An 18,919-nucleotide genomic window follows, 5' to 3' on the forward strand; every position below is an offset into this window, starting at 1 on the left:
GTCATCCGCCTTACCGAAAGGAAAAACCCGTGGACGCTACCACGATTCTGGCCGAGGTCAACGGTTCGATCGCGACGGTCGGCTACGGCCTCGCCGCCATCGGCCCCGCGATCGGCGTGGGCATCGTCGTCGGCAAGACGATCGAGTCGACCGCCCGCCAGCCTGAGCTCGCCGGCCGCCTCCAGACGCTGATGTGGATCGGTATCGCCTTCACCGAGGCCCTCGCCTTCATCGGCATCGCCACCGGCTTCATCTTCGGCTACAACTGATCCCTCGCCAGACATTTAAGGAGGCAGGATGCTGAACGCTCTTGTCACTGTCGCCGCCGAGGAAGCCGAGCACAACCCGCTCCTCCCGGCGATGTACGACATCGTCTGGTCCGCGGTGTGCTTCATCATCATCCTCGCGGTGGTGATCTTCGTCGCCATCCCGCGCCTGACGAAGATGCTCGACGAGCGCTCTGCCGCCATCGAGGGCAACATCGCGAAGGCGGACGAGGCCCAGAAGCAGGCCGAGGCCGCCCTCGAGGAGTACACCAAGCAGCTCGCCGAGGCCCGCAAGGAAGCCGGCGACATCCGCGAGGCCGCCCGCGAGGACGGCAAGAAGATCGTCGCCGAGGCCAAGGACACCGCGGTGGCCGAGGCCGAGCGCATCCAGGCAACCGCGCACGCGCAGATCGAAGCCGAGCGCCAGGCGGCGCTCGTGTCGCTCCGCGGCGAGGTGGGCACGCTCGCCCTCGACCTCGCTTCGGGCGTCATCGGCGAGACCCTCACGGAGGACCAGAAGGCCCAGGCCGTGGTCGACCGCTTCCTCGCCGACCTCGAGGCATCCGAGAAGGCGGCGAAGTAATGGGCAGCGCGACCACTCAGGCGCTCGCGGTCGGCGCGGAAGCGCTCGACGCGGCGCAGGTCGACCTCGACACGGCGCGCGAGCTGTTCGCCGCGTCGCGTGCCGTCGCCGGCTCGTCCGCGCTGAGCGGCGCGCTCGCAGATCGCGCGGCGACCCCCGAGGCGCGCGGCGCGCTCGTCGCCAGGGCCTTCGGGTCGCTGTCGCCGGCCGCCCAGGGTCTGCTCCAGCAGACCGTCGCGCAGCGCTGGTCGTCGGGCGACGACCTCGTCCTCGGTCTCGAGGAGCTCGCCATCCGCGCGGCCGCCAAGGCCGAGCAGAGCGACGTCGAGGCCGAGCTCTTCCAGGTCGCCCGCATCGTCTCGGCGAACCCGGAGCTCGAGCTCGCGCTCGGCAGCCGGCTCGGCGACGACGCCAAGAAGGGGGAGCTCATCGCCTCCCTCCTCCAGGGACGCGCCAGCGAGGGCACGACGCTCATCGTCTCGTCGCTCGTGCAGCAGCCGCGGAACCGTCGCGTGCGCGCGATCCTCTCGCGCGCCATGAAGATCGCCGCCGCCCAGCGCGGCCGCACGGTCGCGACCGTCTACACCGCCGTGCCGCTCTCGGCCGCGCAGAGCGAGCGTCTCGCCGCCGCGCTGTCGAAGCAGTACGGAGGCGCGGTCGCGCTGAACCCGGTGATCGACCCGACGGTCGTCGGCGGCATCCGCATCCAGGTCGCCGACGACGTCATCGACGGCAGCATCTCGTCCCGCCTCGCCGATCTCCGGCAGAGGCTCGCAGGCTGAAAGCTCTCCCGCCCCGGCGGACGGCTCAGGGGTCGCCATCGGCCCCACAACACTAAGGAAGACAATGGCAGACATCACCATCAGCCCCGACGTCATCCGTGACGCGCTGAAGGACTTCGTCGCCGCCTACGAGCCCACCGGTTCCGCGGCGAACGAGGTCGGCACGGTCACCGACGCGGCAGACGGCATCGCCCACGTCGAGGGCCTCCCGGGCGTCATGGCGAACGAGCTCGTCCGCTTCGCGGACGGCACGCTGGGCCTGGCCCAGAACCTCGACGAGCACGAGATCGGCGTCGTCGTCCTCGGCGAGTTCACCGGCATCGAAGAGGGCCAGACGGTCACCCGCACGGGCGAGGTCCTCTCGGTCCCCGTCGGCGAGGGCTACCTCGGCCGCGTCGTCGACCCGCTCGGCAACCCGATCGACGGCCTCGGCGAGATCACCGGCGTCGAGGGACGCCGCGCGCTCGAGCTCCAGGCCGCCGGCGTCATGCAGCGCAAGAGCGTCCACGAGCCGATGCAGACGGGCATCAAGGCCATCGACGCCATGATCCCGGTCGGCCGCGGCCAGCGTCAGCTCATCATCGGCGACCGCCAGACGGGCAAGACCGCGATCGCGATCGACACGATCATCAACCAGAAGGCGAACTGGGAGTCGGGCGACCCGACCAAGCAGGTCCGCTGCATCTACGTCGCGATCGGCCAGAAGGGCTCGACCATCGCCTCGGTGAAGGGCGCCCTCGAGGACGCCGGCGCCATGGAGTACACGACGATCGTCGCGGCTCCCGCCTCGGACCCGGCGGGCTTCAAGTACCTCGCCCCCTACACCGGCTCGGCCATCGGCCAGCACTGGATGTACCAGGGCAAGCACGTCCTCATCGTGTTCGACGACCTGTCGAAGCAGGCCGAGGCCTACCGCGCCGTGTCGCTCCTGCTGCGTCGTCCGCCGGGGCGCGAGGCGTACCCCGGTGACGTCTTCTACCTGCACTCGCGTCTGCTCGAGCGCTGCGCGAAGCTCTCCGACGAGCTCGGCGCCGGCTCGATGACGGGTCTGCCGATCATCGAGACGAAGGCGAACGACGTCTCGGCGTACATCCCGACCAACGTGATCTCGATCACCGACGGCCAGATCTTCCTCCAGTCCGACCTCTTCAACGCGAACCAGCGTCCTGCGGTCGACGTGGGCATCTCGGTCTCGCGAGTCGGCGGCGACGCGCAGCTGAAGCACATCAAGAAGGTCTCCGGCACGCTCAAGCTCGAGCTCGCGCAGTACCGCTCGCTCGAGGCCTTCGCGATGTTCGCGAGCGACCTCGACGCGGCGTCGCGCCGTCAGCTCGCGCGCGGTGCGCGTCTGACCGAGCTGCTCAAGCAGCCGCAGTACACCCCGTACCCCGTCGAGGAGCAGGTCGTCTCGATCTGGGCCGGAACGAACGGCAAGCTCGACACGATCGAGGTGGAGGACGTCCTCCGCTTCGAGCGCGAGCTGCTCGACTACCTCCGCCGCAACACGTCGATCCTCGACACGCTGCGCGACTCGGGCAAGCTCGAGGACGACACGGTGGCCGAGCTCGAGAAGCAGGTCGACAAGTTCGTGCTCGAGTTCAAGCAGGGCGACGGCAAGCACCTCACGGACGCAGGACGCGAGGAGTTCGCGCCGGCCGCCGCCGAGGACGTGAACCAGGAGCGGATCGTCAAGGGCCGCAAGGCGTAACGCCTTCCGGAGAAGACGCATCATGGGCGCACAACTCAGGGAGTACAAGCAGAAGATCTCTTCTGCTCAGACGACCAAGAAGATCACGAAGGCGATGGAGCTCATCGCGGCTTCGCGCATCCAGAAGGCGATGGCGCGCGTGCGCGCGTCATCGCCCTTCGCCCGCGCGGTGACGCGAGCGGTCTCGGCAGTGGCCACGCACACGTCGATCGACCACCCGCTCACGCGCGAGCCGGAGACGGTGCGGCGTTCGGCGGTCGTCATCATCAGCGCGGACCGCGGCCTCGCGGGCGCGTTCAACTCGCAGGTGATCCGCGAGGGCCTGGAGCTGGCGGAGCTGCTGAAGTCCGAGGGCAAGGAGATCGACTTCTACCTCTTCGGACGCAAGGCGGTGGGCTACTTCCAGTTCCGTCGTGTCGCGGCGAAGGCGGAGTGGGTCGGCGACGCCGACACGCCCCACTTCGACACGGCCGAGGAGATCGCCCAGGCACTCATCGAGGCGTACGAGCTCGACGCGAGCGAGGGCGGCGTGGACGAGATCCACGTCGTGTACAACCGCTTCGTCAGCATGATGACGCAGACGCCGGAGTCGGTGCGCCTGCTCCCGCTCGAGGTCGTCGACGCGGATGACACGGCCCCGGCCGACGTCTACCCGCTCTACGAGTTCGAGCCGGAGCCCACGCAGGTGCTCGACCGCCTGCTGCCGGTGTACATCCAGAGCCGCATCTTCAACGCGCTCCTGCAGTCGGCGGCCGCCAAGCAGGCCGCGACGCAGAAGGCGATGAAGTCGGCGAGCGACAACGCCGACAAGCTGATCACCGACTACACGCGCCTGCGCAACAACGCGCGACAGGCAGAGATCACTCAGCAGATCGCCGAGATCGTCGGCGGCGCCGACGCGCTGGCGTCCTGAGCTGCAGACCCACCAGGAAAGAGACGAAAGTATGACTGCCAACGCCACGGCTGAGACCACTGCGGTGGTCGGGCGCGTCGCACGCGTCACGGGCCCCGTCGTCGACATCGAGTTCCCGCACGACGCCATCCCCGACGTCTACAACGCGCTGAAGACGACGATCACGATCGGCGAGGAGTCGACCGAGATCACGCTCGAGGTCGCGCAGCACCTCGGCGACGACATGATCCGCGCCATCTCGCTGAAGCCGACGGACGGCATGGTCCGCGGCCAGGAGGTGCGCGACACCGGCGAGGCCATCTCGGTGCCCGTCGGCGACATCACCAAGGGCAAGGTCTTCAACGTGACCGGCGACGTCCTCAACCTCGGCGAGGGCGAGACGTTCGAGGTCGCGGAGCGCTGGCCGATCCACCGCAAGGCGCCGAACTTCGACCAGCTCGAGTCGAAGACGCAGATGTTCGAGACCGGCATCAAGTCGATCGACCTCCTCACCCCCTACGTGCAGGGTGGGAAGATCGGCCTCTTCGGCGGTGCGGGCGTCGGCAAGACCGTCCTCATCCAGGAGATGATCCAGCGCGTCGCGCAGGACCACGGCGGTGTGTCGGTGTTCGCGGGCGTCGGCGAGCGCACGCGTGAGGGCAACGACCTCATCCACGAGATGGAGGACGCGGGCGTCTTCGACAAGACCGCGCTCGTCTTCGGCCAGATGGACGAGCCGCCGGGGACGCGTCTGCGCGTCGCCCTGTCGGCTCTGACGATGGCGGAGTACTTCCGCGACGTGCAGAAGCAGGACGTGCTCCTCTTCATCGACAACATCTTCCGCTTCACGCAGGCGGGCTCCGAGGTGTCGACCCTTCTGGGCCGCATGCCCTCGGCCGTGGGCTACCAGCCCAACCTCGCCGACGAGATGGGTGTGCTCCAGGAGCGCATCACCTCGACGCGCGGTCACTCGATCACCTCGATGCAGGCGATCTACGTGCCAGCCGACGACTACACCGACCCGGCTCCCGCCACGACGTTCGCGCACCTCGACGCGACGACCGAGCTCTCGCGTGAGATCGCGTCGAAGGGTCTGTACCCCGCGATCGACCCGCTGACCTCGACGAGCCGCATCATGGACCCGCGCTACCTCGGCGCGGACCACTACCGCGTCGCGACGTCGGTCAAGCAGATCCTCCAGAAGAACAAGGAGCTGCAGGAGATCATCGCGATCCTCGGTGTCGACGAGCTCTCGGAAGAGGACAAGATCGTCGTGTCGCGCGCACGCCGCATCCAGCAGTTCCTCTCGCAGAACACCTACATGGCGAAGAAGTTCACGGGTGTCGAGGGCTCGACCGTTCCGCTCAAGGAGACGATCGAGTCGTTCGACGCGATCGTCAAGGGCGAGTTCGACCACGTCGCGGAGCAGGCGTTCTTCAACGTCGGCGGCATCAGCGACGTCGAGGCGCAGTGGGCGAAGATCCAGAAGGAGAACGCCTGATCATGGCGCTCAACGTCACCCTCGTCTCCGCTGAGGCGGAGGTCTGGACGGGCGAGGCGAGCCTCGTGGTCGCCAAGACCACCGAGGGTGAGATCGGCTTCATGCAGGGGCACGAGCCCGTGCTGTCGATCCTCTCTCAGGGGCAGGTCCGCATCACGCAGGCGGATGGCACGAAGATCGTCGCGGACGCCCGCGACGGGTTCGTGTCGATGGAGGGCGACGTGCTCACCATCGTCGCCGGCCACGCCCAGCTCGTCGACTGACGCAGCTCACCTTCCCGCCAGGGCGGAGGATCCTCGGATCCTCCGCCCTGGCGCTTTCGTCTGCGCACCATCCGTGCGGAAGGGACCATCCGTGCTCCTCCTCCTTCCCCCGTCCGAGACCAAGCGGCCCGGCGGCGACCGGCCCCCGATCGACCTCGGCGGCCTGCGTCTGCCCTCGCTGCGGCGCCACCGCGAGGACGTCGCCGAGGCCCTCGTCGCGCTCTCGGCCGACGCCGACCGCGCGGCGCGCGTGCTGAAGCTCAGCGAGCGCCAGCGCGGCGAGATCGCGCACAACGCCGCGCTGCTGACGGCGCCGACGATGCCCGCCATGGACCGCTACACGGGCGTGCTGTTCGACGCGCTCGACGCGGCGTCGCTGTCGGCTGCCGCGCGCGGCTGGCTCGCACGGCACGCGCTCATCCAGACGGCGCCGTTCGGCCCGGTCGGCGCGGGCGACCTCGTGCCCGCGTATCGGCTGGCCGCGGGCACCTCGCTGCCGGGCGTTCCCGCGCTCCGCCGCCACTGGGCGGGTCCGACGGGGGAGGCGCTGCGGGAGGCGGCCGACGGACTCGTCGTCGACCTGCGCTCGAAGGCGTATGTCGACCTCGGCCCGGTGCCCGACGACGTCGCGTCGGTCTACGTGTCCGTCGTCGCCGAGGGCGCGGACGGAGCGGTGCGCGCCCTCAACCACTTCAACAAGAAGGCGAAGGGCCTGTTCGTGCGCGCCCTCGCGGAGTCGCGTCCGACGTGGCGGACGGCGGATGGGCTCCTCGCGTGGGCGGCGGATGCCGGTCTGGACCTGCGGCCGGGGGAGAGCTCGCGCGAGGTGCTGCTCTTCGCGCGGGAGTAGCGGGGGATACCGCGCTTCTGGCATCGTGTGAGCTGCGGCTGACGGCAGCTGCAGATAGAGGGGAACTTCCATGTATGACGACGTGTACGGTCCCGACAGCAGCGCGATTCTCGCGCTCGCGGGACTCTTCGCCTTCTTCGGACTCCTGATCGGCGTTGTCTTCTACGTCCTGGGCTCGTGGTTCCTGATGAAGATCTTCGACAAGGCGGGCGTGCAGGGGCGCTGGCGCGCCTGGGTGCCGGTCTACAACATGATGGTGTTCTTCAAGCTCGGCGACCTCAGCCCCTGGCTCGTCCTGTACGGCCTCGGCGGCGCGCTGCTGCTGAGCTGGATCGGTATCGGGTATGTCTTCAGCCTCGCTATCGCGGTCCTGTCCGCGATGGCGGCCTACCGCGTCGGGCTCAAGCTCCAGAAGGAGGGCGCGTGGGTCGTCCTCTACGTGTTCCTGTCGCTCGTGTGGCTCGGCATCAACGCCTTCGACAAGTCGCGCTGGAACCCCAACGTCGCGCCCGCCTCGTGGGCCGGCAACGGATTCCTCGGCGACCGCACCGTGTGGGACGGCGTGCCGACCCAGCCGGCTGCCGCGCCCGGCTATGGCCAGGCCGCCCCGGCCTACGGCCAGCCCGCGGCCGGTCAGCCCGGCGCGTACCCGCCGCCGCCCGCTCCGGGTGCCTACCCGCCGCCGGCCGACGCGACCGGCGCGTTCCCGCCCGCGGGCGACGCGCCCGGAGCGTACCCGCCGCCTCCCGGCGGTACCACGCCGCCTTCCCCGCCGGCGGGAGACGACCGTCCGCCGGCCCCGCCCGCGCCTCCCGCGCAGCCGTGACGCGCTGACGACGCCGCGGAGGGCCCGCACCGGCACCGGTGCGGGCCCTCCGCCGTGCGGCCGACGCAGCCGGGTCGCACGGCTCGACTAAGATGTGATGACCCGCGCTCGCTCGCACGAGCGCTCCACGACACCCGGAGGCCGATCCGTGCCAGACGCACCCGTGACGACGCAGTCGACGATCGTGCGACGATCCGGAGGCGACGTCACCGTCTCGTGGGCGGCCGTGACGGACCGCGGTCGCAAGCGCGAGATCAACCAGGACGCGGTGCTCGCGCAGTTCCCGCTCTTCGTCGTGGCCGACGGCATGGGCGGCCACATCGGCGGCGAGATCGCGAGCGCCAGCACGATCGCGCAGCTGCAGCGCGTGGTCGAGCACGGCGACATCACTCCCGAGGCGATCGAGGAGGCTCTCCAGCGCGCCGTCGGCGACATCGGCGATCACCCCGAGACGACCGACGAGGGCACCGGCACGACGGTCACCGGCATCTACCTCCACGCGGACGGCGAGGAGGACGCCTGGATCGTCCTGAACATCGGCGACTCGCGCGTCTACCTCGACCGCGATGACGCGATCGCCCAGATCACGGTCGACCACTCGCTCGTGCAGGAGCTCGTCGCCTCGGGTCGGCTCAGCCCCGAGGAGGCCGAGAACCACCCGTACGGCAACGTCATCACGCGCGCCGTGGGGCCGAGCGAGAGCGTGATCCCCGACTACGTGCGGCTCGACGTGCGCGCGGGCGACCGCTTCGTGATCTGCTCGGACGGGCTCACCAAGGAGCTCACCGACTACGGCATCCTCCATTTCCTCCGGCAGAACCCCGACCCCGCCGCCGCGATCGAGGCCATGCTCGCCGCGGCGCTCGAGAACGGCGGGCGCGACAACATCTCGATCATCGTCGTCGACGTCACCGAGCCCGGCGCTCTGGCCCCGGCGTCCGCCGATGACGCCGCGACCGCGCAGCTGCCGACCGTCGACGCCGCCGGGACGGCAGCGGCCTCGCGGGCGGATGAAGCCCCGGGACCGGACGCGGACCCGGACTCGTCCGAGACGGCGGGCCCGGACTCGTCCGAGACGGCGGGCCCGGCCGCGTAGCGCGTCCTGACGCCGGCGCGGGCCGGTCCGCGCCGCGGGCACAGGCCCTCGCGCCGGATCAGCCCACGCCGGATCGGCCCTCGCGCGCGAGCGTCACCGGATTCGGATCGGCGGGGCGGGTGAGCACTCCTGGGACAGACACGCGCACAGGAGCCCCGGCCATCCGATTCCGGGCACCACAGCGCGGCCCGCGCCGCGTGCACAGGCCAGCGCGCCCGGCGCGCCTGTCCACAGGGGAGCAGTCGCCGGCCATCCGACTCGTCATCCGCGGTGACATGGGAGCATGACGAGTCCCCTCGCGGCGCGCATCGACGAGCCGCTCTCTCTGCCGTCGCCCGCCCCGCCGCCGCGGCCCGCACGCTGGCCGCTGTTCGCGGCGCTCGTGCCCGTCGTCGGCGGCGTCGCCATGTGGTTCGTCACGGGGTCGCTGCTGTCTCTCTGCTTCGCCGCCCTCGGCCCGCTCATGGCCGTCGCCGCCGCGGTCGACGCGCGACGCAGCTCCCGACGGGAGCGTCGGCGCGCCGACGCCGCCTACGCCGAGGCGTGTGCGCGCATCGAGCGCGAGATCGAGCAGCGCCACGATCGCGAGCGGGTCGAGCTGAACCGCCGGCTCGTCGATCTCGGCGCGCTGCTCGCCGACGAGCGCGCGGTGTGGCGCGCCTCATCCGACGAACTCGTGGTCGGCCGCGGGGAAGCATCGAGTCGCGTCCGGGTGTCGGGCGGCGAGGGCGAGCGCGCAGACGCCCTGCGCCGGCGGGCGGGGGTCCTTCCCGATGCCCCGATCTCCATCGCACCGGGCGAAGGCGTGTGCGTGCGGGGAGCGCCGGTCGTGGCCCAGGCGGTGGCGCGCGCCCTCGCGCTCCAGGTCTGCCTGCGGGTGGCTCCCGAGGCTCTCGGCGTCGCGGCGGCTCCTCCCGGGGAGGAGTGGATGGACGCGCTGCCGCATCGGCAGACCTCAGCGCCGCGGCGTCTGGCGCTCTCCGGCGAGGGACCGCCACCGGACGCGGACATCGTGATCGCGGTCCGCGCGCCGGATGCCGCTCCGCCCGAGGCCTGCGGGGCGGTCCTCGACGTCGGCGAGGGCCTGCAGGGGCGGCTCATCCGCGGCACGCACGAGGAGGACGTCGCCCTCGAGGCCGTCTCCCGCGCGCAGGCGCAGGCCGTGGCCGAGGGGCTCGCGGGCCGCGGAGCCGAGCGCGGCGGCCGCGGCGGGCCCGATGCCGCGCTGACCCTCGGCGAGCTCGAGCCCGTCGCGTCCGGGGATCGCGCGGGTCTGCCGGCGGTCGTGGGGCGGGCGGACGGCGAGCCGGCCGTGATCGACATCGTCGCCGACGGCCCGCACGCGGTCGTCGTGGGGACGACGGGAGCGGGCAAGAGCGAGCTGCTCGTCACGTGGGTCGCCTCGCTCGCGAGGACCTACACCGCCGACCGCGTGGTGTTCCTCCTCGCGGACTTCAAGGGCGGAACCGCGTTCGATGCGCTCTCCGAGCTGCCGCACGTGACCGGGGTCATCACCGATCTCGATGGGGCGGCATCGCGGCGAGCGGTCGAGAGCCTGCGCGCCGAGGTGCGCCGGCGCGAGTCCCGGCTCGCTGCGTGCGGGGCGCGCGATGTCGGCGCGCCCGGCGTCGGGCTGCCCCGCCTCGTGATCGTCGTCGACGAGTTCGCGGCCATGCTGCAGGAGCACCCGGACCTCCACTCCGTCTTCGCCGACGTCGCCGCACGCGGCCGGGCGCTCGGCATGCATCTCATCCTGGGCACGCAGCGCTCGACGGGTGTGCTCCGCGATGCCCTGGTCGCCAACTGCCCCCTGCGCATCGCCCTGCGTGTCGCCGAGCCGTCCGAGAGCCGCGGCGTGATCGGCGCCGATCTCGCCGCGATGCTGCCGGGCGGCGCCGACGGGCGCGGCCTCGCGTACATCCGCCGCGCGGCCGACGCGGCGCCACGGCTCACGCGCATCGCGCTCACCACCCCGCGCGAGCTCGCGCCGATCGGCGCCGAGGGGGCGCCGCGCGCACCGGGCCCGTGGCTTCCGCCGCTGCCGTCCGAGCTGCCCCTCGCCGCGGTGCGCGGCCGCGAGCCGGATGCCTCCGCCGTCGTGCTCGGCATCGCCGACGATCCGGAGCGGCAGCGCCAGCCGGTGGTGACCCTCCGCCCTCGTGTCGAGCGCGGCCTCGTCGTCGTCGGCGGATCGGGGAGCGGCACCTCGAACGTCGTGCGTCTCGTCCGTGCGCAGCGCCCCGATGCCATCGTCGTCCCCCGCGACGCGGAGGGAGCCTGGGATGCCGTCGAGCGCGCCGAGCACGCCGTCGACGGGCTGCTCCTCATCGACGATCTCGACGCTCTGCTCGCGCGATTCCCCCACGACTACGCGCACGCCATCGCCGAGCGCATCGAGAACGTCGTGCGCGATGCGGGGGAGAGACGGATGACCGTCGTCGCGACGACCGCGCGCGTCACCGGCGCGGTCGCGCGGATCATCGATCTCCTTCCGCGGCGGGCGCTCCTGGCGCTCGCGTCGCGCGCCGACCACGCCGCGGCGGGCGGCGACGCGACGACGTTCGACCCGCGGCGGCCGCCCGGGCGCGGGGTCCTCGACGGGCAGGAGGTGCAGTTCGCTCTCGCTCCCGGCGCAGCTCGCGACGACGCTGAGCCGGCCACGCCCGTCGCCTGGCGCCCGGGCGCTCCCGTCACCGCGCTGGTCGTGAAAGCGGCACGTCGACGCTGCGCCGCGCTCGCCGACGGATGGGGCGACGGCGTGCGGATCCTCGCCCTGGACGAGCTCCCGCCGGGATCCTCTCTCGAGAGCCTCGCTCTCGCGGACGCGCCGGTCGTCGTCGCGGGGGAGCCGGAGTCGTGGCAGCGCCAGTGGGCGCTCCTTCAGGAGGCGCGCGGCGGCCATCCGCTGGTCGTGGGCGCCGAGTGCGCGACCGAGCTGCGCGCGCTCACCGGGGAGCGGGAGCTGCCGCCGTTCGCACGCACGCGCGCCTCGCGGGCGTGGCTGTGCGCCGACGGGCTCGCGCCGCGACGGATCGTCCTGCCATGATCCGACGCGGCTCGGCCGGGCTCGGCGTCACACGGTCGCGCGGATGCGACCCACCTCGACGCCGCCGCCCCGGATCGACAGCAGCGGGTGGCTGCGGGCGAAGGAGTCGACCGCCTCCGCCGAGAGAGCGCCCGCCCGTGCGAGCAGGGTGAGCGCGACGACGAGCCCCGCGCGCGTCGAGCCGTCGAGCATCTTGAGTGCCACGGTCGTCCCGTCAGGAGCGATCATCGTCTGCACGCCCTCCGCGCCGAACTTCGAGTAGACCCCGAACGTCTCGATCGCGACCGTGTCCGGGCGGCCCGGACCGTCGACCGTCCAGGGGTGCTCGCGCACCGCCCGCACGAGCGCGCCTGCGACGCGGTGCATCGCGAACGGCGACCGCTCCGACGAGTTGCCCGCGCGGTGCACGGCGCGGGCAAGCCCCGCGAGCGTGATCGCGTGCACGGGCGCGCCGCAGCCGTCCACGACCGTGGCGCCGACGCGCTCGCCCGACAGTCGCTCGACGACCTCGCGGATGTGCAGCTGCAGCGGGTGCGCGGGGTCGAGATACGTCGCGGTGTCCCAGCCGCTCGCGACGCACGCCATGAGCATCGCGGCGTGCTTGCCCGAGCAGTTCATCCGGAGGCGGGACGGCTCGAAGTGGTCGCGCACCATCGCGTCGCGGGTCGTCGAGTCGCTCGGCCACTGCGCGGGGCATCCGAGGGCGTCTTCGCTGAGGCCGACCGATCCGAGCATGTCCCGCACCACCGAGGCGTGACGGTCGGTGCCCGCATGGCTCGCGGTGGCGAGCGCGAGTCGCTCGCCCTCGAGGGGCGCGCCCGCGGTGACCGATCCGATGGCCTGCAGCGGCTTGAGCGCCGAGCGGGGGAGCACGAGCGCGTCGGTGCGGCCGAGCGCCGTGACCACCTCGCCGTCGGGCGACAGCACGAGCGCGGCGCCGACGTGGCGGGACTCCACGAACCCTCCTCGATCGACGACGGCGAGCTCGACGGCATCCGGGGCGGTGAAGGTCTCTGGGGTCACCTCACAACCCTAACGAAGCGCCGCGGGCCCTCCGCCGGCGTCCGCGGTGCGACACTGGGGGCATGCTCGGCGAACACCACTACGCGCTCACCGCCACCTGGACCGGCAACCGGGGCACCGGGACATCCGGATACCGCGACTACGACAGGTCCGTGTCCTTGAGGATCGAGGGCAAGCCCGAGGTGCTCGCATCCGCCGACGTGCCGTTCCGCGGAGACGGTGCGCGCTGGAACCCCGAGGACCTGCTCCTCGCGGCGCTGTCGGAGTGTCATCTGCTCTCCTACCTGCACGCGTGCGTGGTCCGCGGGGTCGTCGTCACGTCGTACGTCGACGAGGCAGTCGGAACCATGCGCCAGCAGGGCAACGGCGGGCGGTATGAGAGCGTGACGCTGCGCCCGCGGGTCACGGTCGCCGACGCGTCGATGGTCGAGGACGCGCGCGCGGCGCACGATGACGCCCACGAGTGGTGCTTCATCGCCAACTCGGTGAACTTCCCCGTGCACCACGAGGCGGAGGTCTCCGTCGGCTGACGGCTACAGGCGCTCGTGGGGCAGGGCGCGCTTGATCTTCTCGAGCGTGCTGCTCGCCGGAAGCTCGTTGTAGACCCCGGCGAGCTCCTGGCCGGACAGCTCGTGGATGGCCGCCATGATCTGATCCGTGGCCGCGCGGCGAGCCTTGCCCGAGGACGCCGGTCCGTGCACGGACACATCGATCGGCGCGCCGAAGCGCACCGTCACCCGGTCGCGGAGCGACGGCATGCGAGCGCCCACCGGCATCACCTTGTCCGTGCCGATGAGCCCGATCGGCACGACCGGGGCGCCGCTCTCGAGCGCGAGGTACGCGACGCCCGTCCGGCCCTTGTACAGGCGCCCGTCGCGCGAGCGCGTGCCCTCCGGGTGAAGCGCCACGGCCGCGCCCGTCGCGAGGATGTCCTTCTGCCGGTCGAGCGCGTCGAGCGCGGCCTGCCCGGCGGCGCGGTCGACCGGGATCGCGCCGACGGCCGTGAAGAACGTCCGCGAGAACCAGCCCTTGAAGCCGGTGCCGGTGAAGTAGTCCGACTTCGCGAGGAAGTGGACAGGGCGCGGTGCCGCCGCGATCGGGATGACGATCGAGTCGATGAACGACAGGTGATTGCTCGCGAGGATGACCGCCCCCTCGGCGGGGATGTTCTCCCTGCCCTCGACACGAGGGCGGTAGACGGCGCGCGCGAGAGGAGCGAGGACGACGCGCCCCAGCGTGTAGACCCAGCTGGGGCGGACGGGTGAGCCGTCGGACTCGGCCGGGTTCTGCACGTCGTCGGTCATCCCTCCAGGGTACTGCCGACGTATGCCGCCGCCGGAATCCTGCGGATCGCCGGTGCGACCGCGGCGTTCAGCGCATGCGGAGCGGAAATCGGGGAGGATGGACGCGATCCCCCGATGAATGAGGTTTCCGTGCGTGCTCGCTCCCTTGGCCTGATGTCCACCGCCGTCGTCGCGGCTCTCGCCCTCGCGGGCTGCGCGCCCTCGGGAGAGGCGGAGCCGGAGGCGTCGCCCACGGGCACGCCCGCCGACCTCTGCGCGGCCGCCGCCCCCACGGGCGAGGCCGTGGAGTCGGTGACAGTGGACGGCGAGCTCGGCGAGCCGTCGACGGCCACCTTCGAGAAGCCGATCGAGGTCCCCGAGGCCCAGCGCCTCGTCCTCGAGGAGGGCGACGGCGAGCCGGTCCAGAGCGGCGACTACCTCAACTACGCGCTCACCGCCTACGACGCCGTGAGCGGCGAGAAGGTCGGGGAGCTCGGCTACAACGAGGGCGAGCTGCTCCCCGCGCTCGTGTCGCCCGAGTCGCTCGGTCAGTTCACGGGGTGCGAGAACGTCGGCTCGCGTCTCGTGCTCGCGCTTCCGTCGGGCACCGACCAGGCCGGCACCGCGACGAACGCGCAGATCTACGTCTTCGACCTCCTCAGTGTGACGCCGACGGCGGCGTGGGGCGAGGAGCAGGAGCCGACCGAGGGCATGCCCACGGTCGAGCTCGCCGAGGACGGCGCTCCGACCGTCACGATCCCGGAGGGCGCCGAGGCGCCGGAGACGACCGAGCTGTCGACCCTCAAGGCCGGCGACGGCGCCACGGTCGAGGCGGGCGACATGGTCCTCGTCCAGTACACGGGCGTGAAGCTCTCCGACGGCTCCGTGTTCGACTCGAGCTGGGACCGCGGCACGCCCGCGCAGTTCGAGACCACGGGCGTGGTGACGGGCTTCAAGAAGGCACTCGAAGGCCAGAAGGTCGGCTCGCAGGTGCTCGCGGTCATCCCGCCCGCCGAGGGCTACGGCGCGAGCGAGGGCAACGAGCTCCAGGAGGAGACGCTCGTCTTCGTCGTCGACATCCTCGCGACCCAGCACCCGGCGCCCGCCGCAGAAGAGGCTCCGGCGGAGTGACCCGCGTGCGCCGCGTCATCGTCCTCGGGTCGAGCGGGTCCATCGGCACGCAGGCGCTCGAGGTCATCCGCGCGCACCGCGACCGGTTCGAGCTGGTCGGCCTCTCGACGGGATCCAACGCGGACCTGCTCCGCGCGCAGGCGGCCGAGTTCGGCGTCGGGCACACGGCTCTCGGCGCGGAGGGCTCGGCCCAGCTTGTGCGAGACGTGGACGCCGACATCGTGCTCAACGGCATCACGGGCTCCGTCGGCCTCGGCCCCACGCTCGCGGCGCTCGAGGCCGGGCGCACGCTCGCCCTCGCGAACAAGGAGTCGCTCATCGTCGGCGGCGAGCTCGTCAAGCGGCTCGCCCGCCCGGGGCAGATCGTCCCGGTCGACTCGGAGCACTCCGCGATCGCCCAGGCGCTGCGGGCGGGGGAGCGCGGGGAGGTGCGCCGCCTCGTCGTGACCGCGTCGGGCGGGCCGTTCCGCGGATGGTCGCGCTCCGCGCTCGAGGACGTCACGCCCGCCCAGGCGCTCAAGCACCCGAACTTCTCGATGGGGCGCGTCATCACGACGAACTCGGCGACGCTCGTGAACAAGGGCCTCGAGGTGATCGAGGCGCACCTGCTGTTCGACGTGCCGTACGACCGGATCGAGGTGGTCGTGCACCCGCAGCAGCTCATCCACTCGATGGTGGAGTTCCACGACGGCTCGACGATCGCGCAGGCCGGACCGCCGCGCATGCTCGTCCCGATCGCGCTCGGCCTCTCCTGGCCCGAGCGTCTCGTCGACGTCGACGTGCCGATCGACTGGACCGCGGCGCAGACGTGGGAGTTCTCGCCGCTCGACGACGACGCATTCCCGTCGGTGCGGCTCGCGCGACGTGCGGGTGAGGCCGGTGGCACGCATCCCGCCGTCTACAACGCCGCCAACGAGCAGGCGGTCGAGGCGTTCCACGACGGGCGGCTGTCGTTCCCCGGCATCGTCGACACGATCGCCGCCGTGCTCGACCGACACGAGGCTCCGGCCGAGCTCACGCTCGAGACCCTCGCCGACGCGGAGGCCTGGGCGCGCCGCAGCGCTGACGAGCTCATCGCCGCACGCGGCTGACGGCGCGCCCGCCCGCGGGCGTGCTTGCCGCGTGCGGCCGCCATCCGCGGATCTGACCGGCCGCACGGGGCAAGCGCTAGGGCTCGGGGGCAAGCGCCAGGGCTCGGGTGTGGCTCAGTCCTCGTAGGGGACGGGCCAGGCCGGGTCCGGCACGGGCCAGCCGGCGTCGCGCAGCGCGCGCCGTGCGAGCTCGCGCGCTGAGTACGGCGTGCGAACGCCCTTGATGTCGCGGTAGTCCTGGTGACCCGGGCCCGCCCAGAGGATCGCGTCGCCCGGTCCGACGAGCTTGACCGCCTCGACGATCGCGGTCTCGGGCGGCGAGAACTCGTAGATCGGGTGGTCCGGGTTCGCCGCGCGTGCGCCCTCGAGGAGGGTCGCGCGGATGGCCGCGGGGTCCTCGTGACGCGGGTGGTGGTCAGTGATGACGACGATGTCGCTTCCCTCGACCGCCGTGCGGCCCATGTCGCGGCGCTTCGTCTTGTCGCGGTCTCCGTCGGCGCCGAAGAGCATGAGCACCTTGCCGGGAGTCACGCGGCGGACGGCCGCGAGGGTCTTCTCGAACGCATCGGGCGTGTGGCCGAAGTCGACGTAGACCGCGGGGCCCTCCGGTCCCGAGACGAGCTGCGTGCGCCCGGGCAGGTAGGCGCGGATGCCGCCGTCGCGCTCGAGCGCCTCGACGATGCGCTCCCACGCGAAGCCGGCCTCGAGCAGCATGACGATGGCGGTGCCGGCGTTCGACGCCATGTGCGGGCCGATGACCGGCACGACCGACGTGAGCGCGCGGCCATCCGGTCCGGTCAGCGTGAACCGCGTGCCCTCCTGGCGCTCGTCGTCGATCGTGACGATCCAGTCCGCCTGGGCGGCCGCATCGGGGTCGGCCGCGATCGACGGGGTGGCGACGGTGACCACGGGCACGGTCGCGCGCGCGACGTACTCCGCACCGGGAGCCGAGTCGAGGGAGATGACCGCGCGGCGCGAGCGCTCGGGCGTGAAGAACGACGCCTTCGCCTCGAAGTACTCGCGCATGTCGGCGTAGTCGTCGAGGTGGTCGTGCGTGAGATTCGTGAACGCCGCGACGTCGAAGACCAGGCCGTCGACGCGATGGCGGGTCAGCGCCTGCGCGCTGACCTCGACCGCGACGGCCTCGACGCCCCGCTCGCGCATGAGGGCGAGCAGCGCGTGGAACTCGCTCGCCTCGGGGGTCGTCAGACGCGACACGATGACCTCGCCCGCGATGTGGCGCTCGGCGGTCGAGGAGAGCCCCGTCACCACGCCCATCTGGGTGAGGATGCCGTCGAGAAGGTGCGTGATCGAGGTCTTGCCGTTCGTGCCGGTCGTCCCGAGGAGCAGCGGCAGGTCGCGGTCGGTGCCGTAGACCCACGCCGACAGATCGCCGAGCACGGCGCGCGGGTCGGAGACGACGACGATCGGCAGACCGGCCGACGCCGCGATCTCGGCGCCCTCCGTGTCCGTCACGACCGCGACGGCGCCCTTCTCGGCCGCGGCCGCCGCGAACTCCGCACCGTGGCGGTTGACGCCGCGGATCGCGACGAACGCCTCGCCCGCGCGCAGGTCTGCGGTCGCGAGCGTGACGCCGGTGAGCTCGACGCCCGTCGCCTCCCCGCGCAGCTCGCCGCCGAAGCGCTCGGCGAGCTCGGTCAGGGAGCGTCGCGGCGGGTTCTCCGGTCGCAGGACGGGGGGCAGGTTCGACGGTGTCGCGGACATCCTCTCCATCGTCTCACGCGCGATCCGAGGAGAGCATGCGAGGCGCCGACGGGGTGTCGGCGCCTCGCATCGTCTCAGCGACGCGCGGTGCGGCGATACGCGAGGACGCTCACGACGAGCGCGGCGATCCCGGCAGCGAGACCGCCCGCACCGAGCGCGATCGGCACCGCGCCGCTGTCGGCCTCGGCCGCGTCCGTCTCCGTCGTCGCGTCGTCCGCAGCGTGGCCGTCGTCTTCCGCCGCCGGCGCGAGCGTCACGACCGGCGCCGGAGCCTCGAGGTCGTGCGGGTCCTCGCCGTCCTCGGCGATCTCGGACCACGAGGTCGACCCGTCGACGCACAGCTGCTCGACGGGGAATGCGAGCGTGTCGGGAGCGTCGGCGGCGTAGGCGACCGAGAGCTCCACGGCGGCGCGCATCGCGTTCGGCACGGGCTCGTCCGCCGTGTACGTGATCGACTGCACGAGGCCGGTCGACGCGTCGCGCTCGACGTCGATCGACCATCCGGCCTGGACGGTCGGGACGACCGAGTCGATGCCGTCGGCGGGCGGCGTGATGACGAGGGCGGTCGTGGGGGAGTCGTCGCATCCGTGCGAGAACGCGAACGTCAGCACGTCGTACCCGCCCGCGACGGGAGCGTCGGGCGTCACGGTGACGTGCGCGTGCGCCGCGAGCGGTGCGGCCACGAGGGCGGCGGCGAGCGCGCCGGACGCGGCGAGGCGGATGCCGCGGCGGCGGATGGCGGGACGACGGGCAGGGGCGATGGGAGTCATGGCTGTTCCTTCGGGGTCTTCGATTCGCTCCGGCGCAGCGCGGCCCGGCTGCGAGGCAGGCCGGAGGGCGCGCGGGGGTGCCG

18 protein-coding genes are annotated in these 18,919 nt (G+C 72.2%); 14 read left to right on the forward strand and 4 right to left on the reverse strand.

Annotation, left to right across the window (positions count from 1 at the left end):
- Positions 1 to 29: 29 nt before the first annotated feature.
- The 11 genes from atpE (at position 30) to ACOWU6_RS10430 (ending at position 11,813) form a co-directional block, all read left to right on the forward strand.
- Positions 30 to 269, forward strand: a complete 240-nt coding sequence (gene atpE / locus ACOWU6_RS10380; RefSeq protein ID WP_156241867.1) for a F0F1 ATP synthase subunit C — start codon at positions 30 to 32, stop codon at positions 267 to 269.
- 28 nt (positions 270 to 297) lie between these two features.
- Positions 298 to 849: a F0F1 ATP synthase subunit B gene (locus tag ACOWU6_RS10385; RefSeq protein WP_271172230.1), complete on the forward strand. Its 552-nt coding sequence runs from the start codon at positions 298 to 300 to the stop codon at positions 847 to 849.
- Entirely contained in the window at positions 849 to 1,631 is a 783-nt protein-coding gene (locus ACOWU6_RS10390; RefSeq protein ID WP_324012035.1) for a F0F1 ATP synthase subunit delta, read from the forward strand. Before ACOWU6_RS10385 ends, ACOWU6_RS10390 begins: the two co-directional genes overlap by 1 nt.
- A 64-nt stretch (positions 1,632 to 1,695) precedes the next feature.
- Positions 1,696 to 3,339 (forward strand): F0F1 ATP synthase subunit alpha, encoded by a 1,644-nt coding sequence (atpA, locus tag ACOWU6_RS10395; protein ID WP_271172228.1) that lies wholly within the window; start codon positions 1,696 to 1,698, stop codon positions 3,337 to 3,339.
- 22 nt (positions 3,340 to 3,361) lie between these two features.
- Positions 3,362 to 4,252 carry a F0F1 ATP synthase subunit gamma gene (locus ACOWU6_RS10400; protein WP_271172227.1) on the forward strand — a complete coding sequence of 297 codons (891 nt, stop codon included), beginning with the start codon at positions 3,362 to 3,364 and terminating at the stop codon, positions 4,250 to 4,252.
- Between the two features lie 31 nt (positions 4,253 to 4,283).
- Positions 4,284 to 5,732 (forward strand): F0F1 ATP synthase subunit beta, encoded by a 1,449-nt coding sequence (gene atpD, locus ACOWU6_RS10405; RefSeq protein WP_421075629.1) that lies wholly within the window; start codon positions 4,284 to 4,286, stop codon positions 5,730 to 5,732.
- Between the two features lie 2 nt (positions 5,733 to 5,734).
- Positions 5,735 to 5,995: a F0F1 ATP synthase subunit epsilon gene (locus ACOWU6_RS10410; RefSeq protein WP_271172225.1), complete on the forward strand. Its 261-nt coding sequence runs from the start codon at positions 5,735 to 5,737 to the stop codon at positions 5,993 to 5,995.
- A gap of 91 nt (positions 5,996 to 6,086) precedes the next feature.
- Complete coding sequence (locus ACOWU6_RS10415; RefSeq protein WP_421075630.1) at positions 6,087 to 6,845, forward strand: YaaA family protein; 759 nt, start codon at positions 6,087 to 6,089, stop codon at positions 6,843 to 6,845.
- 70 nt (positions 6,846 to 6,915) lie between these two features.
- A complete protein-coding gene (locus tag ACOWU6_RS10420) occupies positions 6,916 to 7,671 on the forward strand; it encodes a large exoprotein (RefSeq protein WP_421075631.1) in 756 nt (251 codons plus the stop codon).
- A gap of 148 nt (positions 7,672 to 7,819) precedes the next feature.
- Positions 7,820 to 8,767 carry a PP2C family protein-serine/threonine phosphatase gene (locus tag ACOWU6_RS10425; RefSeq protein ID WP_421075632.1) on the forward strand — a complete coding sequence of 316 codons (948 nt, stop codon included), beginning with the start codon at positions 7,820 to 7,822 and terminating at the stop codon, positions 8,765 to 8,767.
- Between the two features lie 283 nt (positions 8,768 to 9,050).
- Positions 9,051 to 11,813, forward strand: a complete 2,763-nt coding sequence (locus tag ACOWU6_RS10430; RefSeq protein WP_421075633.1) for an FtsK/SpoIIIE domain-containing protein — start codon at positions 9,051 to 9,053, stop codon at positions 11,811 to 11,813.
- A gap of 27 nt (positions 11,814 to 11,840) precedes the next feature.
- Here ACOWU6_RS10430 and ACOWU6_RS10435 read toward each other — a convergent pair whose 3' ends face one another.
- Positions 11,841 to 12,836 carry an asparaginase gene (locus ACOWU6_RS10435; protein WP_421075634.1) on the reverse strand — a complete coding sequence of 332 codons (996 nt, stop codon included), beginning with the start codon at positions 12,834 to 12,836 and terminating at the stop codon, positions 11,841 to 11,843.
- 62 nt (positions 12,837 to 12,898) lie between these two features.
- On the opposite strand from ACOWU6_RS10435, the gene ACOWU6_RS10440 reads away from it, so the two are divergent.
- Entirely contained in the window at positions 12,899 to 13,366 is a 468-nt protein-coding gene (locus ACOWU6_RS10440; RefSeq protein ID WP_421075635.1) for an OsmC family protein, read from the forward strand.
- Between the two features lie 3 nt (positions 13,367 to 13,369).
- Here ACOWU6_RS10440 and ACOWU6_RS10445 read toward each other — a convergent pair whose 3' ends face one another.
- Entirely contained in the window at positions 13,370 to 14,140 is a 771-nt protein-coding gene (locus ACOWU6_RS10445; protein WP_282978104.1) for a lysophospholipid acyltransferase family protein, read from the reverse strand.
- A gap of 153 nt (positions 14,141 to 14,293) precedes the next feature.
- On the opposite strand from ACOWU6_RS10445, the gene ACOWU6_RS10450 reads away from it, so the two are divergent.
- Both ACOWU6_RS10450 and dxr read left to right on the forward strand, forming a co-directional pair.
- Positions 14,294 to 15,250 (forward strand): FKBP-type peptidyl-prolyl cis-trans isomerase, encoded by a 957-nt coding sequence (locus tag ACOWU6_RS10450; protein WP_271172217.1) that lies wholly within the window; start codon positions 14,294 to 14,296, stop codon positions 15,248 to 15,250.
- A gap of 5 nt (positions 15,251 to 15,255) precedes the next feature.
- On the forward strand, positions 15,256 to 16,341 hold the full coding sequence (gene dxr / locus ACOWU6_RS10455; protein ID WP_421075653.1) for a 1-deoxy-D-xylulose-5-phosphate reductoisomerase: 1,086 nt from the start codon (positions 15,256 to 15,258) through the stop codon (positions 16,339 to 16,341).
- Positions 16,342 to 16,455: 114 nt separating this feature from the next.
- On the opposite strand, the gene ACOWU6_RS10460 is transcribed toward dxr, so the two are convergent.
- The gene (locus tag ACOWU6_RS10460; protein WP_421075636.1) at positions 16,456 to 18,066 is read right to left on the reverse strand and encodes a Mur ligase family protein; all 1,611 of its coding nucleotides are present in this window, start codon (positions 18,064 to 18,066) and stop codon (positions 16,456 to 16,458) included.
- A gap of 74 nt (positions 18,067 to 18,140) precedes the next feature.
- Positions 18,141 to 18,836: a YcnI family protein gene (locus tag ACOWU6_RS10465; RefSeq protein WP_421075637.1), complete on the reverse strand. Its 696-nt coding sequence runs from the start codon at positions 18,834 to 18,836 to the stop codon at positions 18,141 to 18,143.
- Between the last annotated feature and the right edge of the window lie 83 nt (positions 18,837 to 18,919).

This window comes from Microbacterium sp. SA156 (genome assembly GCF_049065455.1).
GTDB lineage: Bacteria > Actinomycetota > Actinomycetes > Actinomycetales > Microbacteriaceae > Microbacterium > Microbacterium barkeri.